The sequence below is a fragment of the Rhodococcus sp. MTM3W5.2 genome (assembly GCF_001984015.1).
Lineage (GTDB): Bacteria > Actinomycetota > Actinomycetes > Mycobacteriales > Mycobacteriaceae > Rhodococcus_G > Rhodococcus_G oryzae.
Genome location: NZ_CP019572.1, coordinates 2,029,627 through 2,049,515, shown reverse-complemented (window position 1 = coordinate 2,049,515; position 19,889 = coordinate 2,029,627). Strand labels below are relative to the sequence as shown.

The following is a 19,889-nucleotide window of genomic DNA, read 5'->3' as shown; positions in this document are numbered from 1 at the left end:
AGTCACTCAAGCTCGTGATCAACCGGGCGCGCTCCTCCGCCATCAGCAGATCCGATGCGGAGCATTGTGTCAGACCCCGGCGGTAGACTTCGAACATGAGTTCGATCAATGGGGTCGGGGCTGCGGGGCAGGTGCAGGAACACCTGTCCACGATCGCCGACGCCGTCGAGGGACTATGCGACAGCGATCTGACCGGGCTCTCCGACGACGAGCTGACCGACACCATGCGCCGGCTGGAGAAAACGCTGCGCCGGGCCTCGGCAGTCGGCCACAACCTGATCGTCGAATCCGTCGAACGTTCCCTACCTGGGAAACTGGGCCACAAATCCGTCAACAAGCTGCTCATCGCCGTGCTGCGGATCTCCGCGGCCGACGCCTCCGCGCGGGTCACCGCAGCCAAGGCCCTCGGCACCTGGCATGCGCTCTCCGGCGAGCAATTACCCGCGGACCTGCCCGAAACCGCTGCCGCGCAACGCGACGGCGACATCGGCCCGGACCACGCCCGCGCGATACGCGAGGTCATCCGCAAGATCCCGCACGCCGTCAGCAGTTCCGACGTCGCGACCGCGGAGGAGATCCTGGCGGAACTGGCGCGCTCGGCAACACCGGAGGACGTCGAGAAGGCCGGACATGATCTGCTCGCGCACCTGAACCCCGACGGCGACCTCACCGACGAGAAGGACCGCAAGCGACTGCGCGGGATCCGGTTGGGTCGTCAGGACCAGAACCTCATGACCCCGATCTCCGGGCACCTCGACCCCGAGACCCGGGCGTTGCTCGACCCGATCCTCGCCAAATGGGCTCGGCCGGGGATGAACAACCCCGACGACCCCGAATCACCCACCGGCGCCGCCGAACACCCAAACCTCGACCGCGACCAGCTCGCCGCGGCCGCGGGCCGCGACACCCGCACCGCCGCACAACGCAACCACGACGCATTCAAGGAAGCACTACGCGCCCTCCTCGGTTCCGGCATCCTCGGGTCGCACCGCGGGTTGCCGGTGACGACGATCCTGACGCTGACAATCGATCAACTCGAACAACAAACAGGTGTGGTCACCACCGCATCCGGGGGATCGTCCGATCAAGGACGCCCTCAGGCTCGCAGAACGGTCACATCCGGTACTGGTGCTCTTCGACCACAACGGCAGACCCCTGCACCTCGGACGTTCGAAACGCCTCGCTACCGCCGACCAACGACTCGCCTTGGTCGCCGCCGATCGCGGCTGCACCAGGCCCGGCTGCGACGCACCGGCCACGATGACCGCCGTCCACCACATCCACGACTGGTCCAAGAGCGGCACCACCGACATTGGCGTGCTCACGCTCGGATGCGATGGCTGCCACGCCCTGATCCACGACGGACCCGGCGGCTGGAAACCCGCACCGCACCCAAAGGCACCGAATACGCCGGACGCACCCAATGGATCCCACCACCGCACATCGACCCCAGCAAAAACCCCGCATCAACCACCGCCACCACCCGAAAGAGCTCCTCGACCGAGCCCGACGAAAGCGCAGGGTCGTCGATAGTCAGCGCGAACCTCGTCAGCTGGCGGGGTCGTAATGGAACGCGCGCACCTCCTGCGCGCACCGGCAGGCAACCGCGATCTTCGCAGCCCATTCCAGTGCTGCCTCGCGGGAGGGCAACTCCAGCACCGTGTAACCGCCGTCGAGCTGCTTCGTCTGCGGGTACGTGCCCTCGGTCACCGTGCCATCCCCATCGACAAGGACAGGCGGAACGCTCTCGTCGATTCCACCACCGAACACCCAGACGCCGGCGTCCTTCGCCTCCTCCACCACCGCGTGCGACGCATCCGACGCTGCCTGCAGAACCTCGTCGGGAAAGTCCATGGCGCCACTCGGGAACGAGATCAGGTACTTCGTCATCGCGTCGACTCCTTCTTACCTTTTCAGGGATCTGATCCATCCTCGCCGACACGGGCGCGCTGCACACAAGATCCGACTCGACCGGACCCCACTACCCACTCTCACCGAGTCGACCGGGCAGTGTCATCACCCCAGTTCAGGACGCTGATTAGGATTTCCGCGTGACAGAGGATCGATTCGACACGAACGGGACGTACCGCATCACCGGCGTCGCCCTCACCGATACCGCCGTCGTGCTGACCCTCGCCGACGGGCAAACACTCGCTGAGCCGCTCCGGCGCCATGTTCGTCTGGAGAAGGCGACACCCGCGGAGCGTGAGCGGTGGCGGCTGATCGACGACGGTCACGGCGTGAACTGGCCTGAGCTGTGGGATCCGAGCCCGGAGGGAATGGTGAGTGTGTGGGAGATCCTGCAGGATCGCCTCTACGACGCCGCCCTCGGCCGACTCAAGACCGCCGACTGGAACACGGATGCGATCTCGCCGCGTGACCGCGACCTTGTCGCGCTGTGGCGGGCGGAGGCCGACATCAACAACGGCGGGTTCCTGCAGTTCCTCGGGAACTGGGGCATCCGCAATCACGAGACCGCGGTCGCCGCGCTGGATGCGGTCGGCGCGACTGCGGCCGCGGGCATACTGCGGGCGATGTTCATCGTCGTCGAGCCGCATCTCGCCGCAGGCGGGATCGAATCGATCTCGGACATCTACGGCCGTCTGACCGAAGCCGACAACGAACGCCTGGGCGAGCTGGACGAAGCTTTCTGGGAGTACCCCGACCCGCTCACCCGCCTCGTCGTGGAGCACTACGGCCCCTGATCGCAAGGGAGACAAGCGTCCCTACCGGCTCAATTCCTACGACAACAACACATGGATGCCCGTTGGCTCAGAACGGCAGCCGCCAGTCGACCGGCCCTCCCCCAATTCGTCGAGGAGCCGATTGGCGCGGCTGAACGGCCGCGACCCGAAGAACCCACGCCGGGCGGACAGCGGCGACGGGTGCGCGGACTCGATCACCGGCACATCGCCGAGCATCGGCTTCAGGGTGCCCGCGTCCCGCCCCCACAGGATCGCCACCATCGGCTCGGGCCGCGCGACCAGCGCCCGGATGGCCTGCTCCGTCACGGCCTCCCAGCCCTTGCCTCGATGGGCAGCCGCCCTGCCGGACTCGACGGTGAGCACCCTGTTGAGCAGCAGCACCCCCGCTCGCTCCACGGCGTCAGGTCGCCATTGCCGGGCGTCGGCAACCCCAGATCCTCGCTGTACTCGGCGAAGATGTTGCCGAGGCTGCGCGGCACAGGACGCACGTCGGGCGCCACCGAGAAGCTCAGTCCCACCGCATGTCCCGGCGTCGGGTACGGATCCTGTCCCACGATCAGCACCCGAACGTCACGAAACGGCTGCCGGAAGGCACGCAGCACGTTCTCCTGGGCGGGCAGGGGGTCGCGGCCCTGTGTGGCCTCGTCACGAACGAACTCCTGCATCGCGGAGATCTGCACCGCGACCGGCGCCAGGGCCTGCGCCCAGCCCGCCTCCATCAGCTCGTCGAGAGCTCGGGCAGGCATCAGTCGAGACGCCGGAGCGCGTCCCGGTAGAACGCGGCGTTCGCCGAATAGGTCTTCACGTTGATATCCAGGTGCCCTCGGGCACCTCGTAGCCCTCGCGGATCTTCGCGGGCACGCCGAGCGCCATCCGCCGCGTGGGCACCTCGAACCTGAACGGGATGACGGCCCCGGCGCCGACGATCGCGCCGCTGCCGACCTTCGAGCCGTTCAGCACGACCGATCCGGACGCGATCAGGCAGTTGTCGCCGATGGTGGCGCCCTCGATGTGCGCGCTGTGCCCCACCACGCAGCCCGACCCGATCACCGTCGGATCGATCGGGGTGCAGTGGATGACTGTGCCGTCCTGGATGTTGGTGTCCGCGCCGATCGTGATGGTGCCGTAGTCGCCGCGCAGCACTGCCTGCGGCCACACGGAGGCGCCCGCGGCCAGGGTGACCGCACCGATCACCACGGCGTCGGGGTGGACGTACGCGTCCGGATGGATGTCGGGAACGCGGTCACCGAGGGCGTAGATAGGCATGCGGGCAATCTATCTAATCGAAGCTCTGCCATCCGCCGCCGCCCGCCCAGGAACGGCCGTCGACCTGCACGCCGTCACCGGCCAGGACCGACCCGATCCGCCGCCAGCCCGAAGGCAGCGGCGCATCGGCGGGGAAGGTCGCGGCCAGGGCATGGTCCTCGCCACCGGTGAGCACCCAGTCGAGCGCGTCCGCCCCAGCGCCGTCGCGGCCTCGGACAGCTCGGGCCCAGGTTCGAGCAGCGCGCTGTCCAGGTCCATCGCGACCCCCGAAGCTGTGCACATGTGCCCCAGATCGGCGATCAATCCGTCGGACACATCGGTCATGGCGGAGGCCCCTGCGCGCGCCGCAACCGGACCGCTCTCGTAGGGAGGGACCGGAACCTTGTGCGCGGCAACCAGTTCCGGGAAACGACCGGATTCGGCGAGCAACGCGGACAGTCCAGCCGCCGACCAGCCGAGCCGACCCGCGACGGCCACCTGATCACCGGGACGCGCCCCCGACCGCAATACCGGCGCGTGCCCGCCGAGGTCGCCGAGCACCGTGATCGAGACCACCAAGTGCTCCGCCTGCACCATGTCCCCGCCGATCACACCCGCACCGAACCCGGCCACCTCGGCCCAGATCCCGTCCGTCAGCGCGTCGGTGACGGACACCGGCGTGCTCGGTGGGCACCCGATCGCGACCAGGAACGAGGTCGGCCACGCGCCCATCGCGACGATGTCCGCGCCGTTCTGCGCGACCGCCTTGCGCCCCACCTGGTCGGGAGTCGACCAGTCCAGCCGGAAATGCCTGCCCTCGACCAGCATGTCGGTCGAGGCGACGACCGCGCCGTCCGGCGCCCGCACCACCGCGGCGTCGTCACCGGGGCCGAGCAGCGTGCTCTCGGGTTGCGCTCGACCCGCCACCGCCCGGTCGATCACCGCGAATTCGCCGATGTCGGCGACCGTGCGCCCGGCATCGGTGCCGCGATCAGTCGATTCGATGACGCACCTCCGAGGAATGAGAACCGGTACCCTTTATCGCAGCCGGGAGTGACCCGACCGTGCAAGTGGCAGGCCAGGGCCACCGCGACTCTACCGAGGTCGCGGGCACTGCACCGAGAAGGGGCGTCAGCGATGCAAGCTTTCGTTCTGATCCAGACCGAGGTCGGCAAGGCCCTGCTCGTCTCCGAGGTGATCAGCCAGCTACCTGGCGTTCTCAGCGCGGAGGACGTCCTCGGCCCCTACGACGTGGTCGTCCGGGTGGAGGCCGCGGACACGACCGAGCTACCGGGCGTGGTGCAGCGGATTCAGCGCGTCCAGGGAATCACCCGGACCCTCACATGTCAGGTTGCGGCACACTAGTAACCGTGAACGACCCCGATCTCCCCGATTCCGCTGACGCTCCCGAACCCGCAGAACCCCACCCCACCGCCCGGCGCAGCCCGGCGCTGATCGCCGTCGCGGTCGCCCTTCCGGTCGCCCTTGTGGTCGGCGTGCTGGTCGCCGCCGTGATCGCCGGACGCGACCCCATCCGGGAGCCGGTCGCGCTGGGCACGGTGCCCGCCCCCGCCGCCGAGTCCCCCGAGTGCGCGGCCCTGATCGCGGATCTGCCCGAGAACCTCGGCGATTTCGAGAGGGCCGAACTGATGGATCCGGCCCCGTCGGCGCGGCCGCTTGGCAGGCGGACGACGCCAAAGAGGTCGTGCTTCGCTGTGGGGTCGACCGCCCGCTCGAGTTCAACGCGGCATCGCCGTTAACGGTGGTCGACGCGGTGCAGTGGTTCGAGGTTCCCGGCGAGGAGGGACTGGACGCCAGTACCTGGTTCGCGGTCGATCGCGGGGTCTACGTCGCACTGACCGTGCCGCACGGATCGGGTCCGACCCCACTGCAGGACGCCTCGACCGCCATCACCGGCGCGCTGGAACAGCGACCGCTGGACCCGGCGCCCATTCCGACGCCCTGACCCGGGCCTGCCGGCCTGCCGTCAGCGCAGGCCGGTCCCCGGGCCAGCGCCGTCTCGACCAGAGTGGACACCAGGGTCCGGTAGTCGATCCCTGCCGCGTCCCACATCCGCGGGTACATCGAGATCGAGGTGAACCCGGGCATCGTGTTGATCTCGTTGATCACCGGACCGTTCTCGGTGATGAAGAAGTCGACCCTGGCGAGCCCCTGGCAGTCGAGCGCGGCGAAGGCCCGCACGGCGATCGCCCGGATCTCCTCGCTGATCGCGTCGTCGAGCTTGGCGGGCACGTCGAACTCGCAGATGTCGTCGAGGTACTTGGTGTCGAAGTCGTAGAAGGCGCCGTCGTCGCCCGCGAACTCCGGCATCCGGATCTCCGCCACGACACTGGATTTCACTGAGCCATCCGGGAATTCGAGTACACCGCACTCGACCTCGCGGCCGACGATGCCCGCCTCCACGATGACCTTCGGGTCGTGGCTGCGGGCCATCTCGATCGCCGCGTCGAGATCATCCCAGGACGACACCCGGGAGATCCCGATCGAGGATCCACCGCGGGCGGGCTTGACGAACACCGGGAGGCCGAGCCGCTCGCGATCGGCGGGCGACACCGTAGTGGTACCCGCGCGCAGCACCACCTGCTCCCCGATCGGCAGCCCATCGGCCGCGAGTAACTTCTTGGTGAACTCCTTGTCCATGCCCGCCGCGCTGGCCAGCACGCCGGGACCGACATAGGGCAGGCCCGCGAGCTCGAGCAGGCCCTGGATGGTGCCGTCCTCGCCGTAAGCGCCGTGCAGGACCGGGAACACCACGTCCACCGACGCGAGGACCGCTCCGGCCTCGTCGTTGCTCAGGGACACCAGCGCGCCCGAACGGGTCGGGTCGGCGGTCAGGGTCAGTGCGGTACCCGCCGCGTCGACGGTGGGCAGTGAGCGGCCCGCGATGGTGAGGGCGTCGGGGTCCGTCGGACCGAGCACCCAGGCACCGTCGGGGGTGATGCCGATCGGCACCACCTCGTAACGCTCGGGATCGAGGTTGCGAAGCACACTGCCAGCGGAAACACAGGAGACGGAGTGCTCACTGCTACGGCCACCGAAGACCACAGCCACCCTCGTACGCGGATTACTCACGTACCGAACCGTACCGTTGGACCAACCGATCTGCCGCGTCAGGTCACCGCTGATCGGGACCACTCGAACCGTTCGGGCTGCTCACTCTGGCTTGGTGCGCCGCCCCAGGAGCAGTCCGACGGCATCCGGGACCGACATGCCCTCGTGGCAGACCCGATGAACCGCGTCGGTGAGAGGCATCTCCACGTCGTGACTCGCCGCCAGCGCCCGCACCGAGGTGCAGGACTTCACACCCTCGGCCACCTGCCCTTCGTGGCCCGCTGAGCGCTCTCCATGGAGCCGCCCGCACCGAGGTGGTGGCCGAAGGTCCGGTTTCGCGAGAGCGGCGAGGAGCAGGTAGCGACGAGGTCGCCGACGCCCGCCAGTCCGGCCAGCGTCGCCGGGTTCGCGCCGAGCGCCACCCCGAGCCTGATCATCTCCGCCAGTCCACGGGTGATGATGGTTGCGTTGGTGTTCTCCCCAGACCGATCCCCGATGCCATTCCGCAGGCAAGGGCGATCACGTTCTTGCACGCCCCGCCCACCTCGCAGCCGATCACATCGGAATTGGTATAGGGGCGGAAATAGCCGGTGGCGCAAGCCTTTTGCAGATCCACCGCGCGAACGGAATCGGTGCACGCGATCACGGTGGCCGCTGGCTGTTCCACCGCGATCTCCCTGGCCAGGTTGGGCCCCGACAGCACCGCCACCCGCGACGGATCCGCACCCGCCACCTGGCTGATGACCTGGCTCATCCGCATCAGTGTCCCGCTCTCGATGCCCTTCGCCAGGGACAACAGCGTCGAATCGGGCTCGATCGACGGCGCCCAGGCACCGAGGTTCTCGCGCAGCGACTGCGAGGGCACGGCCAGGACGACGATGTCGGCGCCCTCGAGCGCGACGCGATGATCACTGGTGGCCGACAGCGAGGGCGGCAACGCGATCCCTCGAGGTAGAACAGATTCTGGTGATCCGCCGAGATCGCCTCGGCCACTTCGGGTCTCCGCGCCCACATCGTGACGTCGGTGCCGGCGTCCGCCAACACCTTCGCGAACGCCGTCCCCAGGACCCCGCCCCAGTACCGCTGCCTTGCTCATGGAATGTCCCTTCCCCTCGCCACCCGCTGCCGCCGGGACCCAAGAGTAGACGGCCGCGGGGGCACCGCGGTCTGCTCGCCCGCGGCGGCGTGCTGGCAGGATTGCCGCTATGGACCCAGCGCATCGCACGCCGCCCTCGGGGCAGGCGCACGTGTTGATCGCGGTCAAGGAGCTCGGCCGGGCCAAGAGCAGGCTGGCCGCCCGCCTCGGGCCACAGGAGCGGACTGCGCTCGTGCTGGCCATGCTGCGCGACACCTTGACGGCGGCCGCGACCGCGTCGGGGATCGCCGAGATCACGGTCATCACCCCTGACCCGTCGGTGGCCCGCGTTGCGCGCGAGTGCGGGGCCGGGCACTACGCCGACCCGGCAGGCGAGGGTGGCGATCGCCTCAACGCCGTCCTGCGGGCCGCCGCCACCCATGTGCGATCGACCCACGGCCGAGGACCCATCGTGGCATTGCAGGGCGATCTCCCCTGCCTACGCCCGGGCGAGCTGACGGCGGCGCTGGACGCAGGCGCACGGGCACCCCGCTCGTTCGTGGTCGATCACCACGGCACAGGGACCGCGGCGCTGATCGTCGGGGATCCGCGGGCCGACCTCGACCCCGCGTTCGGTCCGGACTCGGCGCGGCGGCACCGCCTTTCCGGGGCAGCGGAACTGTCCGGCGACTGGCCGGGGCTGCGACTCGATGTCGACACCGCGGCCGACCTCGATGCCGCGGTCATGCTGGGACCCGGCCCGGCAACCGCCGCGGAGCTCGACCGGATCGGCTGGCCCGGCGTCGCGGGAACCGCCCGGCGAATTCACCGAAGATAAATGCGCATCGATTGTCGCCCACTCGCGATCTGGGGGATGATCTACGCGTGAGTAACGGTGAGGTACGCGGACAGGACGCCGGGCAGCACACGGCGTCGGGCACCGGCGAGCGCGATTGGAGCGCACCGATCGTCAATCACCTTCCGGTGATCCCGACCGCGCCGCCCGCCGCCACCCGGTGGTGGTCGACGGTTCGGTCATCCCCTGCCGGAGGAGCGCTACCTCAACCGCGAGCTGAGCTGGCTCGACTTCAACTCCCGGGTGCTCAGCCTCGCCGAGGATCCGTCGCTTCCGCTGCTCGAGCGCGCCAAGTTCCTCGCGATCTTCGCCTCGAACCTCGACGAGTTCTACATGGTCCGGGTCGCGGGCCTCAAGCGCAGGGACGAGACAGGACTCTCGGTCCGTTCCGCCGACGGCCTGAGCCCGCGCGAACAGTTGGCGCTGATCGGTCGACGGACCCAGGAGATCGCGGAGAAGCACGCCAGGACCTTCCTGGACAAGGTGCTGCCCCAGCTCGCCGAGGAGGGCATCTCCATCATCGGCTGGGCCGACCTCGATGCCGACGAGGAGGAGCGCCTGTCCGCGCACTTCCGCGAGCAGGTGTTCCCCGTGCTCACTCCCCTCGCGGTCGATCCGGCGCACCCGTTCCCCTACATCAGCGGCCTGAGCCTGAACCTCGCGGTGACCGTGAAGGATTCGTCGACGGGTGGCGAGCACTTCGCGAGGGTGAAGGTGCCCGACAACGTCGACCGGTTCGTCCGCGTCAACCGCACCGATTCCCCGCGACGACCCCGGCCTTCCTGCCCATGGAGGCGCTCATCGCGGCACACCTGAACGCACTGTTCCCCGGGATGGAGATCGTCGAACACCACGCATTCCGGATCACCCGCAACGCCGACTTCGAGGTCGAAGAGGATCGCGACGAGGATCTGCTGCAGGCCCTCGAGCGCGAGCTGGCCCGCAGGCGGTTCGGGTCGCCGGTCCGGCTCGAGGTCGCGGACGACATGACCGAGCACATGCTCGAACTGCTGCTGCGCGAGCTCGACGTGGATCCGGGCGACGTGATCCAGGTCCCCGGTCTGCTCGACCTGTCCTGCCTGTGGCAGGTCTACGGTGTCGACCGCGCCAACCTCAAGGACGCCCCCTTCGTGCCCGCGACCCATCCGGCGTTCGGAGAGCGGGAGACCCCGAAGAGCGTGTTCTCGACGCTGCGCGACGGCGACGTCCTGGTGCACCACCCCTACGACTCGTTCTCCACCAGCGTGCAGCGGTTCATCGAGCAGGCGGCGGCCGATCCGCATGTGCTGGCCATCAAGCAGACGCTGTACCGCACCTCCGGCGACTCCCCGATCGTGAACGCGCTGATCGACGCCGCGGAGGCGGGCAAGCAGGTGGTGGCGCTCGTCGAGATCAAGGCACGGTTCGACGAGCAGGCGAACATCAAGTGGGCGCGCAAGCTCGAACAGGCGGGCGTGCACGTGGTGTACGGACTGGTCGGACTCAAGACCCATTGCAAGACTTGCCTTGTCGTGCGCCGGGAGGGCTCGGCGATCCGCCGGTACTGCCACATCGGCACCGGGAACTACAACCCGAAGACGGCCCGGCTGTACGAGGACGTGGGCCTGCTCACCGCCGCGCCGGAAATCGGTGCGGACCTCACGGACCTGTTCAACTCGCTGACCGGGTACTCGCGCAAGGCGCAGTACCGGAACCTGCTGGTCGCTCCCTACGGCGTCCGCGACGGCATCATCAAGCGAATCGACGCGGAGGTCGCGCGCCAGCTCGAGGGCAAGTCCGCGGGAGTCCGCCTCAAGGCCAACGCCCTGGTGGACGAGCAGGTGATCGACGCGCTCTATCGCGCCTCGCAGGCAGGCGTGCAGGTGCAGGTGGTGGTCCGCGGTATCTGTGCGCTCAAGCCGGGGGTGCCGGGACTGAGCGAGAACATCGAGGTCCGTTCGATTCTCGGACGGTTCCTCGAGCATTCACGCATCCTGCATTTCGTCGGCGCGGAGGAATTCTGGATCGGCAGCGCCGACATGATGCACCGCAATCTCGACCGGCGGGTGGAGGTGATGGCCCAGGTGAAGGATCCGCGGCTGTCCCGTCAGCTCGGCGACATCTTCGACTCCGCTCTCGACCCGACCACCAGGTGCTGGGTACTCCAGTCCGACGGGCACTGGGCGGCCTCGCCTGCGCGGGGTGAACGCGTCCGCGAGCACCAGCAGGAGTTGATGCGCGGCCGCCGTGCACTCGGCTCGTAGGAACGTTTTCCGGCCACCACAGGAAGGCAGCTAGTGAGCTCGAAGTCGGATCGACCCATCAAGGCCAATATCTTCGCGGCAGGTGCCGTGCTCTGGCGTAAGTCACCGACCAATCCCTACGAGATCGAGATCGCACTGATCCACCGGCCCAAGTACGACGACTGGTCCTTCCCCAAGGGCAAGCTCGACCCCGGGGAGACGCCGATCGTCGCGGCGCTGCGAGAGGTGCAGGAGGAGACCGGGCTACGGGTGCGCCTGGACCGGCGCGTGACCCGGGTCGCCTACGAGATCCCCGGCCACCGCAAGCGCAAGCGGGTCGACTACTGGGCCGCCGAATCACTCGGGGGCGAGTTCGTACCGAACTCCGAGGTCGACGAGCTCCGGTGGGTGGCGCCCGAGGACGTGGCCGGTGAACTCTCGTACTCGGTGGACGGCAAGGTGATGCGCCGGTTCCTCCGTGTTCCCGCCGACACCACCACCATGCTCGTCGTCCGGCACGGCAAGGCCGGACGACGGAAGGACTCACCGGACGACGCGCTGCGCCCGTTGGACGAGCTCGGGCGCGTCCAGGCCGAGGCGCTGGTGCCCCAGCTCCTCGCCTTCGGTGCGACGGCGGTTCATTCTGCCGATCGCATCCGCTGCGAGCAGACGGTGGAACCGCTTGCGCGTGCGCTCGGCACCGAGATCGTGGCGGAGCCGCTGCTCTCGGAGGAGGCGTACGCGGAGGATCCGGCCGCGGCCCGGTCACGCGTGCGGAAGATCGCCACGCTCGGTGGCGTCCAGGTGATCTGCAGTCAGAGCGGGGTGATCCCGACCTGCTGAGCTGGTGGGCGGAACGGGACGGGATCACCCTGCCGCCTGCCCGCAACCGGAAGGCCAGCACCTGGGTTCTCTCGTTCTCCGGGGGCAAGCTGGTGGACGCCAGCCACATCGACAGCCCGCTGCCCGAGAACGCCTGAGGCGGCCACCGATCCGACAGAGGGCGGCGACGGTTTCCCGTCGCCGCCCTCGATCTCGTGCGAGGCACGAGTAGTCGGTCGTGCCTACTTCTTGCGAGCGGGCGCCTTCTTGGCAGGCGCCTTCTTGGCAGGAGCCTTCTTCGCCGGAGCCGCCTTCTTGGCCGGAGCCGCCTTCTTGGCGACGACCTTCTTGGCCGGAGCCTTCTTGGCGGGCGCCGCCTTCTTCACGACCGCCTTCTTGGCCGGTGCCGCCTTCTTCACGACCGCCTTCTTGGCCGGTGCCGCCTTCTTCGCCACGACCTTCTTGGCCGGAGCCTTCTTCGCGGGCGCCGCCTTCTTCACGACCGCCTTCTTGGCCGGTGCCGCCTTCTTCGCCACGACCTTCTTGGCCGGAGCCTTCTTCGCGGGCGCCGCCTTCTTGGCCGCAACCTTCTTCGCTGCGGTCTTCTTCGCCGCTGCCTTCTTCGCAGGTGCGGCGGCCGCCGACCCACGCTTGACCGCGGGTCCGCTGGCCGGAAGCTTCTGGCTACCGGCGATCACGGCCTTGAACTGGGCACCCGGACGGAACGCAGGCACCGAGGTCGGCTTGACCTTGACGGTCTCGCCGGTGCGCGGGTTGCGCGCGACGCGGGCCGCACGGCGACGCTGCTCGAAGACGCCGAAGCCGGTGATCGTGACGCTCTCGCCCCTGTGCACGGCGCGCACGATGGTGTCGACGATGTGCTCGACCGCATCGGTGGCGGTACGGCGATCCGAGTCCAACCGTTCGGTCAAGATGTCAATGAGCTCTGCTTTGTTCATGGAAGTCCTCCGCAAACTGATGGCCCATTGTCGGACCGACTAGCAAACACGGTAATCCGGAAAAGGGCAAGAGTCTATGTGCCACGCCAATTCTCATGTCCTTCTCAGAGGCGTGGCACCCTCTTTCGTGCCTGAATCCCGTTAGTCGGTCGTATTAGTTTCCCTCGGCAACCCGTGCCGGGAGGGTGGCAGGTTTCCATGACGGCCTTGACTTTTCGAACTCCGAAATCGCATCTACCTGCCGCAATGTCAATCCGATATCGTCCAGACCCTCGAGCAGACGCCACCGTGTGTAGTCATCAATGTTGAAGCGCACCACCAGCGTTCCTGCGGTCACTGTGCGCTCCGTGAGATCCACAACAATTTCGAGACCGGGCTGCTCTTCGAGCAACTTCCAGAGCAGTTCGACGTCCGACTGGTCGACCTGAGCGGCCAGCAGGCCGGCCTTGCCGGAGTTGCCGCGGAAGATGTCCGCGAAGCGAGAGGCGATCACTACGCGAAATCCGTAGTCCGATAGCGCCCACACCGCGTGCTCCCGGGACGAGCCGGTGCCGAAGTCCGGGCCCGCGACGAGAACCGAGCCCTTGTCGTACGGCGGAATGTTCAGGATGAACTCGGGGTCGGCCCGCCAGCCCGCGAAGAGGCCCTCCTCGAAACCGCTACGAGAGACCGACTTTAGGTAGACCGCCGGAATGATCTGGTCGGTATCGACATTGGAGCGCCGCAGGGGACGCCGATTCCCTTGTGTGTCGTAAAGGCTTCCATCAAATACTCCTGTCGTTCCGGTGGTCTTCAGTCCAGGTCCGCGGGCGCCGAGAGCGTGCCTCGCACCGCCGTCGCCGCCGCGACCAGCGGGGAGACGAGATGGGTCCGCCCGCCCTTGCCCTGCCTACCTTCGAAATTCCGGTTGGAAGTCGATGCCGAACGCTCACCCGAGGACAGCTGATCGGGATTCATACCGAGACACATCGAGCACCCCGCCTGCCGCCATTCCGCACCCGCTGCGATGAAGATCTCACCGAGGCCCTCCTTCTCGGCCTCCGCGCGAACCCTCATCGAGCCGGGGACGACCAGCATCCGCACACCCTCGGCCACCTTGCGGCCCTTCAGGACGCCCGCCACGGCCCGCAAGTCCTCGATCCGGCCATTGGTGCAGGAACCGACGAAGACCGTGTCCACGGCGATCTCACGCAGCGGAGTGCCCGCCGTCAGGCCCATGTAGGTCAACGCCTTCTCGGCGGCCTGGCGTTCGCTCTCGTCGACCATCTGCGTGGGATCCGGCACCGAGTCGCCGAGCGGCGCACCCTGGGCCGGGTTGGTCCCCCATGTGACGAACGGGGTCAGCGAGTTCGCGTCGATGTAGACCTCTTGGTCGAAAGTCGCGCCCTCGTCGGTCTTCAGCTGCTCCCACGCAGCGACGGCGGCATCCCAGTCCGCGCCCTGCGGCGCGTGCGGCCGTCCCTTGATGAACTCGTAGGTGATCTCGTCGGGCGCGATCATGCCCGCGCGGGCACCGGCCTCGATCGACATGTTGCAGACCGTCATTCGGGCTTCCATCGACATTTGACGGATGGCCGATCCGCGGTACTCCAGCACGTAGCCCTGGCCGCCGCCGGTGCCGATCTTCGCGATGACGGCGAGCACGACGTCCTTGCTCGTCACCCCTGGCTGGAGTTCGCCGTCGACGTTGATCGCCATCGTCTTGAACGGGCGCAGCGACAGCGTCTGGGTCGCCATCACGTGCTCGACCTCGCTGGTGCCGATTCCCATTGCGAGAGCACCGAAGGCGCCGTGGGTCGAGGTGTGACTGTCGCCGCACACCACCGTCATGCCGGGCTGGGTCAGGCCCAGCTGCGGACCGACGACGTGGACGATGCCCTGATCGAGGTCGCCCATCGGGTGCAGGCGGACTCCGAACTCCTCGCAATTGCGACGAAGGGTCTCGACCTGGATACGGGAGACCGGGTCCGCGATCGGCTTGTCGATGTCGATGGTCGGGACGTTGTGGTCCTCGGTGGCGATTGTGAGATCGGGGCGTCGCAATGGCCTGCCCGCCAACCGAAGGCCGTCGAAGGCTTGAGGACTGGTCACTTCGTGAATGAGGTGCAGATCGATGTAGATGAGGTCCGGGTTGCGCGAGGCGCCCTCCCCCTCGCCCTGGACGACGACATGCTCGTCCCACACCTTCTCTGCCAGGGTGCGCTTTCTACTGACCATGTTCTCCACCTCTCAGTGTGACTAGTGCGTCCCGGACATCGGACGGCCTGGAGTGCGCCACTTCCATCATCTCCCCGATCACGCCCGATCGAAGCCGTCCGAATTTCCATCTCAGAATGCGAGACGGTAGTATCGCCCTATGAGACAGCATAGCGGCTCCCCCGCCTCGAGCGGGATCGGGGTGCTCGACAAGGCGATGACCGTTCTCCACGCCGTTGCGGAGCAGCCCTGCAATCTCGGAGAGCTGTGCGCCCGCACGGGTCTGCCCCGGGCGACGGCCCACCGACTGGCGGTCGGCCTCGAGGTGCACCGGCTCCTCGCCCGCGACGGCGACGGGCTCTGGCGCCCGGGTCCCGGCCTTGCGGAGCTGGCCCCGACCGCACACGACAGCCTCCTCGAGGCGGCCGCCATGATCCTGCCGCGACTGCGCGAGATCACCGGCGAGAGTGTGCAGCTTTACCGCAGGGAGGGCACCCAGCGGGTGTGCGTGGCCTCCATGGAGCCGCCGACCGGCCTCCGGGACACGGTACTTGTCGGCGCACGCCTGCCGATGACCGCAGGCTCGGGAGCCAAGGTGCTGCTGGCATGGGCGGACCCGCAGACCCAGCGGGCGGTGCTGGCCGACGCGCTCTTCAGCGAGCGGGCACTGCTCGAGGTGCGCAAGCGAGGCTGGGCACAGAGCGCCGCCGAACGCGAACCCGGGGTGGCGAGCGTCGCGGCGCCGGTGCGTGATGGCGCTGGCGTCGTGATCGCGGCGATCTCGGTCTCGGGTCCGATCGACCGAATGGGCAGGCGCCCCGGCGCCCGCTGGGCCGCCGACCTCCTCGCCGCCGCGGACGCACTCCACAAACGCCTGTAGCCACCTGCGCATCCGATGTGGCCCATGGCACAGCCACATGTGTGGCCCATGGCACAGTGCATGCGAGAACAGGTTCCGATCCCCATGGGAGGACAGCGCAGTGGGCACCAACCAACGTAGCCAGATCACGATGAACGACGACGAGATCGCCGGGTTCATCGAACGCAGCCGGATCGCCACCTTGGCGACGGTGGGCGCGAAGGGTGCGCCGCACCTGATCGCCATGTGGTACGCGGTGATCGACGGCGAGATCTGGTTCGAGACGAAGTCGAAATCACAGAAGGCCGTCAACCTCCGCCGGGACAACCGGATCACCGTCATGATCGAGGACGGCGACACCTACGACACCCTGCGCGGCATCTCCATCGAGGGCACCGCCGAGATCGTCGACGACCGAGACGCCCTCTGGCAGGTCGGCGTCAGCATCTGGGAGCGCTACACGGGCCCGTACTCCACCGACGTGGACCCGGCGATCGAGATGATGCTCAACAAGCGGGTCGCCGTTCGGGTGAAGATCGATCGCATCCGGTCCTGGGATCACCGCAAGCTCGGATTGCCCCAGATGCCCGTGGGCGGCACCACCGCGGCTTTCCTGTAGCGGCGCCACCGCGGAAATCTGCGGGACTTCCCGCGGCGGCGGCGGTACCGTCACGGTGCGACCAAACAGAATGGGAGGAGCGCACCGTGACTGACTCCGCGAAGGATCAGAACGAGAACGATCAGATCAAGCAGCAGTTCCGCGAGGCACTAGAGCGCAAGAACCACAAGAACGCGAACCCGACGGCCGCCACGGCCGGCGATTCGAAGATTCATCACACGCACGGCCCCGCAGATCACAAACGAGAATTCCGCCGCAAGAGCGGCTGAGCATTTCCGAGCGAAGGCGCTCACCCGGCTCGGGTGGGCGCCTTTTTCGCACTGCGCCAGTCCCAGCTCCGAACGCCGCCCGTTCGATCTACCGGAGACAAGAAAAAGACCCCCTGGCATGTGCCAGAGGGTCTTTTTCATTTGTAGCCCCGACGGGATTCGAACCCGCGCTACCGCCTTGAGAGGGCGGCGTCCTAGGCCGCTAGACGACGGGGCCAAGAACACGCTGTACTGATTTGTTGCGCTGCTGTGGAACTCTTCCGAAGAGAAGTTCCGCATCAGTGGAAGCTCGGCTAGCTTAGCTGGCCGGAGTTCAGAGTCAAAATCGTCTGAACTCTCCGCTGGGGTACCAGGACTCGAACCTAGAATGGCGGTACCAGAAACCGCTGTGTTGCCAATTACACCATACCCCAATGACCTCGGCGGCTCGCTCAACCTTGCGGCTGTGCTCTCCGTTTCGGACGAGGAGAACAATAGCAAAGCCCTAGGGCCATTCTCCAAATCGGCTGGTCAGGGGCCTGAAATCGCCCCTGGCCAGCCGACAGGAACTCCTACTGACCCACCTGAGCGCGTGCCGAGCGCAGCCGGGCCATCGTCTTCTCCCTGCCGAGCAACTCCATCGACTCGTACAGCGGCGGGCTGATGTGTGAGCCGGTCACCGCGACCCGCACGGGCGCAAAGGCCTTGCGCGGCTTGAGTTCCAGGCCATCGATGAGAGCGGCCTTCAGAGACTCCTCCAGGTCCACGCTCGCCCAGTTCGGCGTCGCCTCGAGCGCGGCGATCGTTGCGTCGAGCACGGGAGCGGAATCCGCGCCCAGGTTCTTCGCGGCCGCGGCCGGATCGATCGCGAACTCGGACTCGTCCACGAAGAGGAACTTGAGCAGGTCCCACGCATCGGCGAGGACGACGATGCGCGTCTGCACGAGTTCGGCCGCGACGGCGAACGAGGCCTCGTCGAGCGCGTCCACGAGATGACCGTGCCCGGCCAGGAACGCCCGCAGCCGCGCCGTGAAGTCCGCGGGGTCGAGCAACCGGATGTGCTCGGCGTTGATCGCGTCGGCCTTCTTCTGGTCGAAACGCGCCGGATTGGAGTTGACCTTCGAGATGTCGAAGGCCTCGACCATCTCCGTGAGCGAGAACACGTCGCGATCGTCCGCGATGCCCCAGCCGAGCAGAGCCAGGTAGTTGAGCAGACCCTCTGGAATGAAGCCGCGGTCCCGATGGATGAACAGGTTCGACTCGGGGTCACGCTTCGAGAGCTTCTTGTTGCCCTGCCCCATCACGAACGGGAGGTGACCGAACTCCGGGGTGAGCTCAGCGACGCCGATCCGCTGCAGCGCCTCGTAGAGGGCCAGCTGGCGCGGCGTCGACGAGAGGAGGTCCTCGCCACGCAGCACGTGAGTGATCTTCATCAGCGCGTCGTCCACGGGGTTCACCAAGGTGTACAGCGGGATGCCGTTGCCCCGGGTGAGTGCGAAATCGGGCACCGTGCCCGCCTTGAAGGTGGTCTCGCCGCGAACGAGGTCGTTCCAGGTCAGATCGTGGTCGGGCATCCGCAACCGCACGACGGGCTTACGCCCCTCGTCGAGGTACGCCTGACGCTGCTCTGCGGTCAGATCGCGATCGAAGTTGTCGTACCCGAGCTTGGGGTCACGGCCGGCCGCCTTGTGCCGCGCCTCGACCTCCTCGGGGTGGAGAAGGACTCGTATGCCTCCCCCGCCGCCAGCAGCTTCGCGACGACCTCGAGGTGCAGGTCTCGTCGCTGCGACTGGCGGTACGGCGCGTATGGGCCGCCGACCTCGGGACCCTCGTCCCAGGTCAGGCCGAGCCAGTTCAGCGCGTCGAGGATCGCCTGGTAGGACTCCTCCGAGTCCCTCGCGGCGTCGGTGTCCTCGATGCGGAAGACGAACTTGCCGCCGTGGTGCCGGGCATAGGCCCAGTTGAACAGGGCCGTACGGATCAGCCCGACATGGGGCGTGCCGGTCGGCGAGGGACAGAAACGAACACGCACTTCGCTGGAGGTCATGGCTCACTTGGGTCGGAGGGGGGAATCGGTCCCCTACAGGCTAGTCTTCCCCGCCCCCACCCGGCCCGGCAGTGACCACCGACCCGTCGCCACGCCGCCGGACTCAGCCCTTGGCGGCCACCGGGTTGGCGAGGGTACCGATGCCCTCGATGGTGACGCTCACGGTGTCGCCCGCGACGATCGGACCGACCCCCTCGGGGGTGCCGGTCAGGATGACGTCGCCGGGGAGCAGCGTCATCACCGCGGAGACCCACTCGATGATCTTCGGAATGTCGTGCAGCAGAAGCGAAGTCCGACTGCGCTGCTTGACCTCACCGTTGACATCCGTCTTGATCTCGAGATCGGAGGCGTCAAGGGTGGTCTCGATCCACGGTCCGAGTGGGCAGAACGTGTCGTGCCCCTTGGCCCTGGTCCACTGGCCGTCCTGGCGCTGATGATCGCGCGCGGACACATCGTTCGCGACGGTGTACCCGAGCACCACCTCGAGCGCCTTCGCGGCGGGCACGTCCTTGCAGGGACGCCCGATGACGATCGCGAGCTCGCCCTCGTAGTGCACCTCATTCGAGCTGGGCGGCAACATGATCGGCACACCGGGGCCGATGATCGAGGTGTTCGGCTTGAGGAAGATCACGGGATCCTCGGGCGCCTCGGAGCCCATCTCGGCCGCGTGCGCCGCGTAGTTCTTGCCGATGCAGATCACCTTGCTGGCCAGGATCGGCGCGAGCAGCCGGACGTCGGCGAGCGGCCAGCTCCTGCCGGTGAAGGTCGGGTTGCCGAACGGATGCTCGGCGATCTCCTTCGCGGTCTGCGCGTCACCCTCCCCTTCGATGGAAACAAAGGCGACCCCATCAGGGCTGGCGATTCGACCTAGACGCATGGCGGCAGTCTATCGGCCGCCACCGGACCCCCGCGTCCACCCGTGGCGCGCGGCAGGGAACGGCGCGATACACTCGATCTCGAATTC

The 19,889-nt window shown here is 67.7% G+C and carries 11 protein-coding genes, 2 tRNA genes and 11 pseudogenes; 11 read left to right on the top strand and 13 right to left on the bottom strand.

Annotation, left to right across the window (positions count from 1 at the left end):
- Window positions 1-95 precede the first annotated feature (95 nt).
- Window positions 96-1,010: pseudogene (locus BTZ20_RS09460) on the top strand (DUF222 domain-containing protein); the annotation flags it as partial.
- Between the two features lie 250 nt (window positions 1,011-1,260).
- A complete protein-coding gene (locus tag BTZ20_RS27920) occupies window positions 1,261-1,533 on the top strand; it encodes an HNH endonuclease (protein WP_262982593.1) in 273 nt (90 codons plus the stop codon).
- Window positions 1,534-1,548: 15 nt separating this feature from the next.
- Here the strand turns inward: BTZ20_RS27920 and BTZ20_RS09455 are convergent, their stop codons facing one another.
- Window positions 1,549-1,890, bottom strand: coding sequence for a YciI family protein (locus BTZ20_RS09455; protein ID WP_077041179.1), 342 nt, complete (start codon window positions 1,888-1,890; stop codon window positions 1,549-1,551).
- A 161-nt stretch (window positions 1,891-2,051) separates the two neighbouring features.
- On the opposite strand from BTZ20_RS09455, the gene BTZ20_RS09450 reads away from it, so the two are divergent.
- On the top strand, window positions 2,052-2,705 hold the full coding sequence (locus BTZ20_RS09450; protein ID WP_077041178.1) for a DUF4375 domain-containing protein: 654 nt from the start codon (window positions 2,052-2,054) through the stop codon (window positions 2,703-2,705).
- A gap of 67 nt (window positions 2,706-2,772) precedes the next feature.
- Here BTZ20_RS09450 and BTZ20_RS09445 read toward each other — a convergent pair.
- The 3 pseudogenes from BTZ20_RS09445 to BTZ20_RS09435 form a co-directional block, all read right to left on the bottom strand.
- Window positions 2,773-3,451 (bottom strand): annotated as a pseudogene (locus BTZ20_RS09445) (uracil-DNA glycosylase).
- Window positions 3,451-3,971, bottom strand: a pseudogene (locus BTZ20_RS09440) (gamma carbonic anhydrase family protein). Before BTZ20_RS09440 ends, BTZ20_RS09445 begins: the two co-directional pseudogenes overlap by 1 nt.
- A 13-nt stretch (window positions 3,972-3,984) precedes the next feature.
- Window positions 3,985-4,892, bottom strand: a pseudogene (locus BTZ20_RS09435) (thiamine-phosphate kinase).
- 195 nt (window positions 4,893-5,087) lie between these two features.
- On the opposite strand from BTZ20_RS09435, the gene BTZ20_RS09430 reads away from it, so the two are divergent.
- The gene (locus BTZ20_RS09430) at window positions 5,088-5,315 is read left to right on the top strand and encodes an Lrp/AsnC ligand binding domain-containing protein (RefSeq protein WP_077041177.1); all 228 of its coding nucleotides are present in this window, start codon (window positions 5,088-5,090) and stop codon (window positions 5,313-5,315) included.
- Window positions 5,294-5,916 (top strand): annotated as a pseudogene (locus BTZ20_RS27165) (DUF3515 domain-containing protein). The gene BTZ20_RS09430 and the pseudogene BTZ20_RS27165 overlap by 22 nt, the downstream one beginning before the upstream one ends.
- Before the next feature lie 35 nt (window positions 5,917-5,951).
- On the opposite strand, the pseudogene BTZ20_RS09420 reads toward BTZ20_RS27165, so the two are convergent.
- Together BTZ20_RS09420 and BTZ20_RS09415 are read right to left on the bottom strand one after the other, a co-directional pair.
- A pseudogene (locus tag BTZ20_RS09420) lies at window positions 5,952-7,043 on the bottom strand (D-alanine--D-alanine ligase family protein); the annotation flags it as partial.
- An 81-nt stretch (window positions 7,044-7,124) separates the two neighbouring features.
- Window positions 7,125-8,118: pseudogene (locus BTZ20_RS09415) on the bottom strand (NAD(P)H-dependent glycerol-3-phosphate dehydrogenase).
- Window positions 8,119-8,227: 109 nt separating this feature from the next.
- Here BTZ20_RS09415 and cofC point away from each other — a divergent pair.
- From cofC to BTZ20_RS09400, 3 genes and pseudogenes are all read left to right on the top strand, one after another.
- Window positions 8,228-8,935 carry a 2-phospho-L-lactate guanylyltransferase gene (cofC, locus tag BTZ20_RS09410; RefSeq protein WP_077041176.1) on the top strand — a complete coding sequence of 236 codons (708 nt, stop codon included), beginning with the start codon at window positions 8,228-8,230 and terminating at the stop codon, window positions 8,933-8,935.
- Between the two features lie 146 nt (window positions 8,936-9,081).
- Window positions 9,082-11,196, top strand: a pseudogene (locus tag BTZ20_RS09405) (RNA degradosome polyphosphate kinase).
- 33 nt (window positions 11,197-11,229) lie between these two features.
- Window positions 11,230-12,155 (top strand): annotated as a pseudogene (locus tag BTZ20_RS09400) (NUDIX hydrolase).
- Between the two features lie 84 nt (window positions 12,156-12,239).
- Here BTZ20_RS09400 and BTZ20_RS09395 read toward each other — a convergent pair.
- From BTZ20_RS09395 to leuC, 3 genes and pseudogenes are all read right to left on the bottom strand, one after another.
- Window positions 12,240-12,956, bottom strand: a complete 717-nt coding sequence (locus tag BTZ20_RS09395) for an HU family DNA-binding protein (protein WP_077041175.1) — start codon at window positions 12,954-12,956, stop codon at window positions 12,240-12,242.
- Between the two features lie 154 nt (window positions 12,957-13,110).
- A pseudogene (gene leuD, locus BTZ20_RS09390) lies at window positions 13,111-13,721 on the bottom strand (3-isopropylmalate dehydratase small subunit).
- 27 nt (window positions 13,722-13,748) lie between these two features.
- The gene (gene leuC / locus BTZ20_RS09385) at window positions 13,749-15,173 is read right to left on the bottom strand and encodes a 3-isopropylmalate dehydratase large subunit (protein WP_189636619.1); all 1,425 of its coding nucleotides are present in this window, start codon (window positions 15,171-15,173) and stop codon (window positions 13,749-13,751) included.
- A 139-nt stretch (window positions 15,174-15,312) separates the two neighbouring features.
- Between leuC and BTZ20_RS09380 the strand changes: the two genes are divergently transcribed.
- The 3 genes from BTZ20_RS09380 to BTZ20_RS09370 all read left to right on the top strand — a co-directional run bounded on the left by BTZ20_RS09380 (window position 15,313) and on the right by BTZ20_RS09370 (window position 16,899).
- Entirely contained in the window at window positions 15,313-16,032 is a 720-nt protein-coding gene (locus BTZ20_RS09380) for an IclR family transcriptional regulator (RefSeq protein WP_077041173.1), read from the top strand.
- 100 nt (window positions 16,033-16,132) lie between these two features.
- Window positions 16,133-16,630 carry a pyridoxamine 5'-phosphate oxidase family protein gene (locus BTZ20_RS09375; protein WP_077041172.1) on the top strand — a complete coding sequence of 166 codons (498 nt, stop codon included), beginning with the start codon at window positions 16,133-16,135 and terminating at the stop codon, window positions 16,628-16,630.
- Window positions 16,631-16,716: 86 nt separating this feature from the next.
- Window positions 16,717-16,899, top strand: a complete 183-nt coding sequence (locus BTZ20_RS09370) for a DUF5302 domain-containing protein (RefSeq protein WP_077041171.1) — start codon at window positions 16,717-16,719, stop codon at window positions 16,897-16,899.
- A gap of 144 nt (window positions 16,900-17,043) precedes the next feature.
- Here the strand turns inward: BTZ20_RS09370 and BTZ20_RS09365 are convergent.
- The 4 genes and pseudogenes from BTZ20_RS09365 to BTZ20_RS09350 all read right to left on the bottom strand — a co-directional run bounded on the left by BTZ20_RS09365 (window position 17,044) and on the right by BTZ20_RS09350 (window position 19,802).
- Window positions 17,044-17,116: transfer RNA gene (locus BTZ20_RS09365), tRNA-Glu, on the bottom strand.
- 124 nt (window positions 17,117-17,240) lie between these two features.
- Window positions 17,241-17,312 (bottom strand) — tRNA-Gln (locus BTZ20_RS09360).
- Window positions 17,313-17,450: 138 nt separating this feature from the next.
- Window positions 17,451-18,925 (bottom strand): annotated as a pseudogene (gene gltX / locus BTZ20_RS09355) (glutamate--tRNA ligase).
- 103 nt (window positions 18,926-19,028) lie between these two features.
- A complete protein-coding gene (locus BTZ20_RS09350) occupies window positions 19,029-19,802 on the bottom strand; it encodes a fumarylacetoacetate hydrolase family protein (RefSeq protein ID WP_077041170.1) in 774 nt (257 codons plus the stop codon).
- Window positions 19,803-19,889 lie beyond the last annotated feature (87 nt).

Coding starts and splice junctions, on each gene's coding strand:
- BTZ20_RS27920 (WP_262982593.1), top strand. CDS start 1,261: ATGACCGCCGTCCACCACATCCACGACTGGTCCAAGAGCGGCACCACC.
- BTZ20_RS09455 (WP_077041179.1), bottom strand. CDS start 1,890: ATGACGAAGTACCTGATCTCGTTCCCGAGTGGCGCCATGGACTTTCCC.
- BTZ20_RS09430 (WP_077041177.1), top strand. CDS start 5,088: ATGCAAGCTTTCGTTCTGATCCAGACCGAGGTCGGCAAGGCCCTGCTC.
- cofC (WP_077041176.1), top strand. CDS start 8,228: ATGGACCCAGCGCATCGCACGCCGCCCTCGGGGCAGGCGCACGTGTTG.
- BTZ20_RS09395 (WP_077041175.1), bottom strand. CDS start 12,956: ATGAACAAAGCAGAGCTCATTGACATCTTGACCGAACGGTTGGACTCG.
- leuC (WP_189636619.1), bottom strand. CDS start 15,173: ATGGTCAGTAGAAAGCGCACCCTGGCAGAGAAGGTGTGGGACGAGCAT.
- BTZ20_RS09380 (WP_077041173.1), top strand. CDS start 15,313: ATGAGACAGCATAGCGGCTCCCCCGCCTCGAGCGGGATCGGGGTGCTC.
- BTZ20_RS09350 (WP_077041170.1), bottom strand. CDS start 19,802: ATGCGTCTAGGTCGAATCGCCAGCCCTGATGGGGTCGCCTTTGTTTCC.